This window comes from Tabrizicola sp. (assembly GCF_051645465.1).
Taxonomy (GTDB): domain Bacteria; phylum Pseudomonadota; class Alphaproteobacteria; order Rhodobacterales; family Rhodobacteraceae; genus Tabrizicola.
The window spans coordinates 37,287-46,503 of record NZ_JBOFBI010000410.1; the positions used below are offsets into that span (position 1 = coordinate 37,287).

Annotated in this window: 5 protein-coding genes; 1 reads left to right on the forward strand and 4 read right to left on the reverse strand. The window is 64.2% G+C overall.

The window, feature by feature from the left end:
* Window positions 1–77: 77 nt before the first annotated feature.
* Window positions 78–6,251, forward strand: coding sequence for a Hint domain-containing protein (locus ACRCSW_RS24970; protein WP_438708355.1), 6,174 nt, complete (start codon window positions 78–80; stop codon window positions 6,249–6,251).
* On the opposite strand, the gene ACRCSW_RS24975 is transcribed toward ACRCSW_RS24970, so the two are convergent.
* The 4 genes from ACRCSW_RS24975 to ACRCSW_RS24990 form a co-directional block, all read right to left on the reverse strand.
* A complete protein-coding gene (locus ACRCSW_RS24975) occupies window positions 6,248–7,150 on the reverse strand; it encodes an ornithine cyclodeaminase family protein (RefSeq protein WP_438708356.1) in 903 nt (300 codons plus the stop codon). The two genes, ACRCSW_RS24970 and ACRCSW_RS24975, sit on opposite strands and share 4 nt — an antisense overlap.
* Window positions 7,147–7,770 carry an HAD family hydrolase gene (locus tag ACRCSW_RS24980; protein WP_438708357.1) on the reverse strand — a complete coding sequence of 208 codons (624 nt, stop codon included), beginning with the start codon at window positions 7,768–7,770 and terminating at the stop codon, window positions 7,147–7,149. Before ACRCSW_RS24980 ends, ACRCSW_RS24975 begins: the two co-directional genes overlap by 4 nt.
* Window positions 7,760–8,695, reverse strand: coding sequence for a DMT family transporter (locus tag ACRCSW_RS24985; protein ID WP_438708358.1), 936 nt, complete (start codon window positions 8,693–8,695; stop codon window positions 7,760–7,762). The genes ACRCSW_RS24980 and ACRCSW_RS24985 overlap by 11 nt, the downstream gene beginning before the upstream one ends.
* 82 nt (window positions 8,696–8,777) lie before the next feature.
* Window positions 8,778–9,128 (reverse strand): hypothetical protein, encoded by a 351-nt coding sequence (locus ACRCSW_RS24990; RefSeq protein ID WP_438708359.1) that lies wholly within the window; start codon window positions 9,126–9,128, stop codon window positions 8,778–8,780.
* Between the last annotated feature and the right edge of the window lie 89 nt (window positions 9,129–9,217).

Below are 9,217 nucleotides of genomic sequence, written 5' to 3' on the forward strand. Positions count from 1 at the left end.
CGTCCTTTTAGGATGTGAGTGAGCGTTCTCCCCGCAACGCAAGGTTGTGCGTGGACGTGCTGGGATGGCGAAGGTCTATGGCGACGATAATTGGTACGGCGGGCAACGACACGCTGGTCGGTACAAGCGGGAATGACAGCATTGTCGGGCTGGAAGGGAACGACTCGCTGGTCGCAACCGGCGGTCGCGACACGCTGGTCGGAGGGGCCGGCGCGGATACTCTGGACGGCTCGACGACCTTGTCCGCTGCGACTGCTGATTACGGCCAGTCCGGCGCGGCAGTTTTCATCAACATGTCCGACGCTTTGCCCGAGTCCGGCGGAGATGCCGAAGGCGATGTGCTGCTTCAGATCGACGACGTGATCGGGACGGCTTTCAACGATTCGATTGTCGGCATCTCGGGTGGAACCTCTGTCGGGGGGCCCAACTCACTGACCGGCGGCGACGGCGACGACACTCTGGTGGGTGGCATAGGCGGCGCAAGCCCTTCTGGCGCGGATACCTTTGTCGGCGGCGCCGGGGCCGACCTGATGATCGGCGACGTCGGGTCCGACCTGATGTTCGGCGGCACCGGTGATGACGTCATCGATGGCGGTGCCGGGAACGATTCGATCTTCGGTGGCACCGGAGCTGACCTGCTGACCGGCGGAGCGGGCAATGACCTGCTGTCCTACGAAGGCGCGACGAGCGGCGTCGCTGTGAACCTGGGCGACGGATTGCCCGAAAGCGGCGGGTATGCCCAAGGAGATACGGTCTCGGGCTTCGAAAGCCTGGTTGGCGGAAACTTCCGCGATACCCTGATCGGCGACGAAGGCGACAACTATATCGCAGCCGGCTGGACCGGCGGTTTAGGCCAATCCGGCGACTTGCTGATCGGCGGCGGCGGCAACGACACGCTGGTCGGCGCATGGGGCGCCAAGCTGGTCGGTGGCGCCGGGGCGGACGTTCTGGACGGTGGTATTTTCGATTTCGGAACAGCCGATTACAGCACATCACCCACGGGAGTGAACGTCAATCTTGGCGACGGCGCGCCGGAGAGTGGTGGGGATGCTCAAGGGGACACACTCACCCGCGTCGCTTATCTTGTCGGCTCGGACTTCGGCGACACGTTGATCGGAACCGCCGGAATCAACTCGCTGACGGGCGGGCAGGGCGCCGATTACCTCGATGGCGCCGGTAGCGACGACACTTTGTTCGGAGGAGCGGGGGCCGACACGCTCATCGGTGGTTCGGGAACCGACACAGCTGACTATTCCGGGGCCGACAGCGCCGTGTCGTTCGTCATAGGCGGATCAAGCATCTTTGGCTCCGGCGGCGAGGCCAATGGCGACGTTCTGACCCAGATCGAACGGATCATCGGAACGTCGTTCGGCGATACGCTGACGGCCACTGGTCCCAGCGCAACGCTGTATGGCGGGGCCGGAAACGACCTGCTGAGCGGTGGCGGGACGTTAGTGGGCGGCGCGGGTGCCGACACGTTGCAGAACGCAATCGCCGTCGACTACAGCGGATCATCGGCTGGGGTGCAGGTGAACCTGTCGGATGGCCTGGCCGAGACCGGCGGCGATGCCGAAGGCGATATCGTGACGGGGATCACGCGGCTGGCCGGATCGTCCTTCAACGATCTTCTCATTGGAACCGCAGGCGTGGATACGCTTGACGGTGGGGACGGCAATGACACGCTTGCGGGACTGGCCTCGGGCGACACGCTGATCGGCGGGAGTGGCGCCGACACTGCCGACTACAGCGCCTCGAACGCTGCGGTGAACGTCAACCTGTCCGACCTGACCGCCGAAAGTGGCGGGCATGCCGCAGGCGATGTTCTTTCCGGTATCGAGAACGTCACCGGCTCGGCCTTCAACGATACGCTGATCGGGGATACCGCGGCAAACGCCCTCGACGGCGGGGCGGGCATTGACACCGCCTTTTACAACACATCCTCAAGCGGCGTTAACGTCACTCTTGGCATCGGCACCAACACCGGCGGCAGTGCGGAAGGCGACACGCTGACCGGCGTCGAAAACCTTGTCGGCTCGGCCTTCAACGATACGCTCACCGGGGACGCAGGAAACAACGTGCTGACCGGCAACGGCGGAGCGGACCTGCTGGTTGGCGGCGACGGCATCGACACGGCGGACTACAGCACTTCGAACAACGGTGTCGGCATTGCCCTTGACGGAACGGTGGGCAGCGGAGGGCACGCACAAGGCGATTCACTGGTCGGGATCGAGAACATCACTGGCTCGGCCTTCAACGATACGCTTACCGGCGATGCCGGCGCGAACAGGTTGCTTGGTGGCTTCGACAACGACGTCCTGGTTGGCGGTGCCGGTGCAGATTTTCTGGAAGGCAGCCAAGGATCAGACACTGCGGACTACTCCACCTCGACCGCTGGTGTGAATATCTCGCTCAGGCTCGGTACTGCCTCGGGCGGTGACGCCACGGGCGACACGCTCACGTTCATCGAAAATGTGATCGGCAGTGCCCACGGCGACACCCTGACCGGAGACTCCAATATCAACGTCCTGAATGGCGGCAGCGGCAACGATCTCCTGACCGCGTTCGGCTTTGGGGACACGCTTTATGGCGGGGCGGGCAACGACACACTGCGGCCCAGCAGCGGCAATCTCCTTTCGGGTGGTGACGGGATCGATACGGCGGACTACAGTCAGGTTACGTCGGCTTTAGCCATCACCTTGTCGAACTTCGGCGACATCGAGAACCTGACTGGCACGTCCTTCAATGACCGGCTGACTGGCAACCAGGGTGACAACCTTCTCACAGGGGGTGGCGGCAACGACACGTTGCGAAGCGATGAAGTCACCGGCAGCCAGGGCAACGATACGCTGGACGGCGGGAACGGAAATGACTCGCTGACAGGAAGCTGGGGCAACGACACTCTGATCGGCGGGGCCGGAAGCGACACTCTGGTGGGCGATCTCGGCGACGACACAGCCGATTACTCTGGATCGGCCCTGGCGGTGAATGTTAACCTTGCCGACGGGCTGATCGAGACGGGCGGCGATGCCGAGGGCGACACGCTCAGCGGCATCGAGAACCTTACCGGATCAGCGCAGAACGACACGCTGACGGGGGACGGGTTTGCGAACGTCCTAGAGGGTGGCGGCGGGGCGGACCTGCTGACGGGCGGTGGCGACACCGACACCGCCGACTACTCGGGCTCGGCCCTGGCTGTGAATGTCAACCTGGGCGACGGGCTGGCCGAGGCGGGCGGAGACGCAGAGGGCGATGCACTGAGCGGCATCGAAAATCTGACCGGCTCGTCGCAGAACGACACGCTGACTGGCGATGCGCAGGCCAACCTGCTGGATGGGGCAGGCGGCGATGACAGCATTTCAGGGGCCGGGGGCGACGACACCCTGATCGGTGGCCAGGGCGCGGATGCGCTGACGGGAGGAGACGGCATCGATACTGCTGACTACAGCAGTTCGACAGTGGCCGTTGATGTGTCGCTCGACGGCACTATGGGCGTCGGCGGAGATGCGGAGGGCGACACGCTTGGCGGTGTCGAAAATCTGATCGGCGGTGCTTTCAATGACACGTTGACCGGCGATGATGCGGCCAATCTGTTTTTCGTTGGTGAAGGCAACAACCTAGTCAGCGGTGCCGGGGGCGACGATACACTGATCGGTGGCATCGGAGCGGACACGTTTGTTGGCGGCGCTGGGATCGATTGGGTCGAGTACGGTGGATTTGATGTTGTCCAAGCTGAATCTGATGCGGTCAATATCGATCTTTCTGATGGCGTGGCCGAAAGCGGCGGAGAAGCGGAGGGAGATTCCCTCTCGGGCGTTGAAGGCGTTATCGGAAGTTCCCGCAATGATACGATCATCGGCGATGTCGCTGACAACATCTTCATAGGTCTTTCCGGCGATGATCTTTTGTCCGGTGGCGGCGGAAACGACAGCATTGAAGGCGGGAGCTGGTCAGACACTCTGGTCGGCGGAGAAGGCGCGGATACGCTGTTCGGCGGAGACGATTTCGATCTTACCGACTATTCCGCTTCTTCGGCCGGAATCTCGATCTCGATGGATGGTCTAACGCCGGGCGTGGGCGGCGACGCAGAGGGCGACATACTCTCTGCGATTGAAACCGTGATCGGCTCGGCCTTCAATGACACGATCATCGGCAGCGCTTCGGCTGACTCCCTGGTTGGCGGCGACGGGAATGATCGTCTGTCCGGCGCCGGATCGGACGACACATTGGCTGGAGGTGAGGGCAATGACACCCTGATCGGCGGCACCGGAGCAGACGAACTTCGGGGCGGAAGCGGAACCGATACCGCCGATTATTCGACCGACACGCAAGGCGTGACTGTCAATCTCGCGACGGGAACGGCCACAGGCGGCGATGCACTGGGCGACACTCTCAGCAGCATCGAGAACCTTACCGGCGGGACGGTGGCCGATGTGCTGACCGGCGACGATCTCGGCAACGTTCTGACAGGCGGCGGCGGCAACGACACGCTGATCGGCGGTGCGGGTGCGGATACGCTGGTTGGCGGGGCAGGGTCTGACACCACCGACTACTCCGCCTCTTCGGCCGGAATCTCGGTCGCGGTCGACGGCCTGACGCCAGGCGTGGGCGACGATGCCGAGGGCGACGTTCTCTCCGGAATGGAAGTCGTGATCGGTTCGGTCTTCAACGACACGATCACCGGCAGTTCCTCGACCGACACCCTATTGGGCGGCGACGGGAATGATCGCTTGTCCGGCGGGGCGTCGGGCGACTCCCTGGTCGGCGGCGAAGGCAATGACACGCTGATTGGCGGCACTGGAGGCGACAGGCTCAACGGCGGCAATGGCATCGACACCGCGGACTACTCGACGTCCAGCCAAGGCGTAGCCGTCAGTCTTCAGACAGGATCGGCGAGTGGCGGAGACGCTGCATTCGACCAACTGATCAGCATCGAAAACCTGACGGGCAGCTCGGCCAACGATACGCTTACAGGCAACGATCTTGACAACGTGCTGGCGGGCGGCGGCGGCAACGATAGCCTGACAGGTGGAGCTGGCAACGACACGCTGGTGGGTGGCACCGGGGCGGACTTGCTGCAGGGCAACGGCGGAATTGACACGGCCGACTACTCGGGCTCGACCGGTTCGGTCAGCGTCAGCCTGGCGACAAACCGCGGCACGCTTGGCGATGCATTGAACGACAGGCTGATAAGCGTCGAGAACGTGACCGGCGGCCTTGGCGACGACACGCTCACCGGCGGTATCGGCGGCAATGTTCTCGCGGGTGGTGAAGGGGCCGACAGCCTGGATGGCGGTGCCTCACGCGACACGCTCGACGGCGGTGCAGGGAACGACACACTGGTTGGCGGAGACGGCGCCGATCTCGTCTTCGGCGGCGCCGGGAACGACACGATCCTCGTCGGGGATGGCGACTCCATCAACGGGAACGACGACAGCGACACGTTCATCGTCAGCGGGCCGGTCACGGCGACGATCGACGGCGGGGCGGGGGGTGCGGACAATGATGTTCTCGACCTGTCTGCGGCCTCCAACTACACGGTCAACTACTCCGACACCACACCGGGTGCGTTGGCCGGGACGGTCGTCTTCCGCGACAGCGCCAATCCTGACAGCATCATCGGCACGCTGACCTTCACCGAGATCGAGGGTGTCATCTGCTTCACCCCAGGCACGCTGATCGAGACCGTCAGGGGTCCGGTTCCCGTCGAAGAACTGCGCCAGGGCGACCGGGTGCTGACCCGCGACAACGGCTGGCAAGAGATCGCTTGGATCGGTCGGCGCGACCTGACGGCGCGGCAGCTGCGGAAGGACGAGAGCCTCCGGCCCATCGTCATCAGGGCCGGATCGCTGGGCGACAATCTCCCCGAGAGCGACCTCCTGGTCAGCCCCGCCCACCGGATGCTGGTCGGCTCGCGGCGGGCTCAGCTTTACTTCGAGGAGCCTGAGGTCCTTGTGGCCGCGAAGCACCTTGCCGGGGTTCCGGGGATCGCCCAAAGCGCGGCGCGGCCGGTGAGCTACATCCACTTCATGTGCTCGCGGCATGAGGTCGTGCGGGCGAACGGCGCATGGGCGGAAAGCTTCCTGCCCGGCGACCACGCCCTCACGCAAGTCGGCGAAGAACAGCGCGCGGAGCTTTTCCGCCTCTTCCCCGAGTTGGCGTTGCATCGCCACACCGCTTTCCCCGCTGCCCGCCGAATCCTGAAGCGCCACGAAGCGCTTGTCCTCAATAGGGACGGTCTCAGCGGCTGCTAGGGTCGGCCCGCCCAGACCCCGGAGATATAGGTCGCTGTCATCAGGTCCAGATGCGCCCCGCCGCCATTCTTGGCGATGGTGATCTCGTCGTCCGACCGACGCGCAAACGCCGCTGGATCGTCGTAGAAATCGGCAATGATGTCGGCCGCGGTGATCACGCCCTCGGCCAGCGGCGTCATCAGGTCGCCGATGTGATGCACCGTCGTCGCCCGGGCATCGACGAAGATGCGCGCCCGAGCCATGGCCTTGCTGTCGACCTCGTGCATTGCAGGGGCATAGGCCCCGATCAGGTCCAGATGCTGGCCGGGCTGCAGCCAGTCGCCCTTGATCAGCGGGTCGGTTGACATGGTCGCAGTGCAGATGATGTGGGCGTTGCGCACCGCCACCTCAAGGTCATCCGCCACCGGCAGGCCCATCGCTTCGGCCGAAGCGCGGGTCCGGCTCCAGACCGTGAACTCAGCCCCCGGAAAGACCGAGGAATAGGCCTGAACCATGCTGCGCGCCACTGTGCCCGCCCCGACCAGCAGGATGTTCCGGCTCTCCTTCCGCGCCAGCCGCTTGGCCGACAGAAGGCTGTCCCCGGCGGTCTTCCACTTGGTCACCAGATGGAAGTCGAGAAGCGCCGTCAGCTCGCCCGTCACATCGTCGAACAGGGTCACCGCTCCGTTGATCGTGGGCTTGCCGAGGGCCGCATTGCCGGGTGCTACCAGCCCGGTCTTGACCAGCGATCCCAGCCCGTCGATCCAGGCCACCCGGCTGAGCAGTGCATCCTGCCCGCGCCGGAACAGGATATCCTCGATCTGCGCGCGCGGCAGGCGGTGCCCGGCCTCCAGCGCCTGGGTCAGGCCTTCCCAGGTCAGATGCGCCTCGGCGCTGAACGGGATCATCTCGACGGTCATAGTCCGGCCTCTTGGTTGGTGAGCAAGCCTTCCGCAACCAGGCGCGCGGCCCAGCCCTCCCAGCTTTCAAACTGATGCGTCCGCCAGCCCCGCCGGGCCGCCGCCGTGACGTTCTCGGCTTTGTCGTCAGCGAAGAGCAACCGATCCGCCGCGATCCCGCAATCCTCTTCGAGCATCGCATAGATGCGCGGGTCGGGCTTGATCACCCCCATCCGGCCCGAGACATATTCCCGGTCGAACTCGCTCAGGAAGTCCAGCTTGTCGCGCGCTTCCTCGTAGGAGTAGCTGCCAAAGTTGGTCAGGCTGAAGACCGGCACACCCTTGCCCCGCAACGCCCGCAGCAGCGCGATGGACCCTTCGATCCGGGGTGAGGCAAGCTCGATCCAGCGGTCGTACCACCACCTGATCTCAACAGCCCAATGCGGATACTGGTCCGCCCAGTCATAGATCGTCTCGCGGAAAAGCGCACCCGCATCGACCTCCAGGTTCATCCCGTGCAGGTCGACCTCGGCGAACAGCCGGCGGCGCCGGTCCTCGCCGATCACCCGGTCATAGAAGGCTTCGGGCTGCCAGCGGGTCAGCACATTGCCGATGTCGAAGATCACTGCTTCAGGCTGCATCGCTTTCCCGCTTCCGAACCGTTTCGCGCCAGATCACATAAAGGCCCGACCCGCAGATAAGCGCAATCCCGACCCAGGCTGTCGCGTCCGGAAAGGTGCCGAAGACGACCAGCCCCCAGAAGATTGCGGCAGGCATGCCGATATACTCGAAAGGTGCCACCAGCCCCGCCTCGATGGTCCGGTAGGCCTGTGTCATCATCATCCCGCCGATGCTGACCGAAAGCCCGGTGGCCAGGAAGATCGGCCAATCGGCCATCGGCGGCCAGATCCACGGACGGAACAGAAAGCCCCAGAGCGGGTCGTCGGTCGCCAGATGCCCGTCGCCGGCCCAAAGCCCCATCACGCTGCTGACGAGGACGAACCCGACATTCACGTAGAATCCCAGCGTCATGGCGCTTTCTGTCCCGCCCATCTGCCGCGAGAGCAGGTTCCCGGCAGCATAAAGGATGGCCGAGATCAGCACCAACAGAGCCGCCGGCTGGATCACCCCCGCACCCGGTCGCAGCATGACGATCACGCCGATCATCCCAATGATCACGGCCGCCCAACGCCTTGGCCCGACGGTCTCGTGCAGGAACACCACCGACAGCACGGTCACCGCGATCGGGCTGACGAAAGCCACCGCAACGCCATCGGCCAAGGGCATCGCCGCAAGGCCAAGAAAGAAGGTCACGTTCGACACCATGATGATGACGACACGGAGAAGATGCGTCCTGGGCCGACTGGTCACCAGCTGGCGGAACCCCGTGCCGGAGACGGCGATGACACTCAGGATGACCGTCAACGCCACGCAGGCGCGGATCAGGATCACCTGATGCAGCGCATAGCCGCCCGACAGGAACTTGATCGCGACGTCGTTGACGGAAAAGATCAGCGTGCCGCCAATGGCGAAGAGGATTCCGGTCAGGGCGGGCGAGCGTTCCATGCCCGAGAGATGCGCCGTGGGCCGACCGGGCGTCTGTCTTGCTGGCGACAATAGGGGTCGCGGGTGAAGGTGGGGTTGGATTCTAGAAGCCCTGCCAGAGTCCCACCCCAAGCAGCGCCGCCCCGGTCAGCCAGGCTGCAACGGCAATGCGCTTGTCGCCCAGCTCGTGCTCTGCCATCAGAACAATCAGGCCCGCCAAACCCCAAAGAACGGTCACTATGAGGGGGACTCGGATGTCGGCCACCAGCCCCAGCATGATGGCCAGGGCAACCGCTGAACCTGCAAACGCGATGATCCGTATCGAGTTCCTGATCGCAGGGTGCCTGGGATGCTTCTCGGAGCCATAGATCGCCATGGCAAGCATCAGCGTGAGGAACTCAAGTAGCTCAGCCATGTCAATTCGATAGATGGCGATCCCGGCAAGTGCGATCAAGGGCGGGCTCGGACAACGACACTTCACGGGTTTTCCCGTCAACGCCTCCTCGAGCACTTCGTGCACTCGTCGGGAGTGGCGCTAGCGAG